This is a genomic window from Dielma fastidiosa (assembly GCF_000313565.1).
Classification (GTDB): domain Bacteria; phylum Bacillota_I; class Bacilli_A; order Erysipelotrichales; family Erysipelotrichaceae; genus Dielma; species Dielma fastidiosa.
Genome location: NZ_CAEN01000099.1, coordinates 1 through 411, shown reverse-complemented (window position 1 = coordinate 411; position 411 = coordinate 1). Strand labels below are relative to the sequence as shown.

Here is a 411-nt window from a genome sequence, read left to right as displayed (position 1 = left end):
GATAAAAAGCGGAAACAGCGTTATCAGCCAAAAGGACTGAATCGAATGCTGAGTGAATTTGCTTATGCGCAAATCAGTGAAGCCATCGAACGAAAAGCTGCTTATGAAGGTGTTGAAGTGATCAAAGTCGATCCAGCCTATACGTCAATGATTGGAAAATTGAAATATGTACGGGATAAGGGAATGAGTGTGCATCAGGCAGCGAGTTATGTGATCGCGAGAAAAGGGATCGGATATAAAGAGAAGATCTTAAGAGAATATCGAGTATTCGTAAAAGAAAAGCAAACACAAGCAGAGCAATGGGCAGCGATTGGTAAGAAGGTAGGAAAAGCGAGTATCAAAGAATGTCAGCTTACCGCCATATTAGCATTATTCAGATAACATAAAAAAATCAGTTCAATGAATCAAAGT

At 39.4% G+C, this 411-nt stretch carries 1 protein-coding gene; it reads left to right on the top strand.

Features of this window, described 5'->3' with window-relative positions; translation table 11 throughout:
- Positions 1 to 381, top strand: a 381-nt coding sequence (locus DAHG_RS20320) for an IS200/IS605 family accessory protein TnpB-related protein (protein WP_022936304.1), incomplete at its 5' end; no start/stop codon positions are given.
- Positions 382 to 411 lie beyond the last annotated feature (30 nt).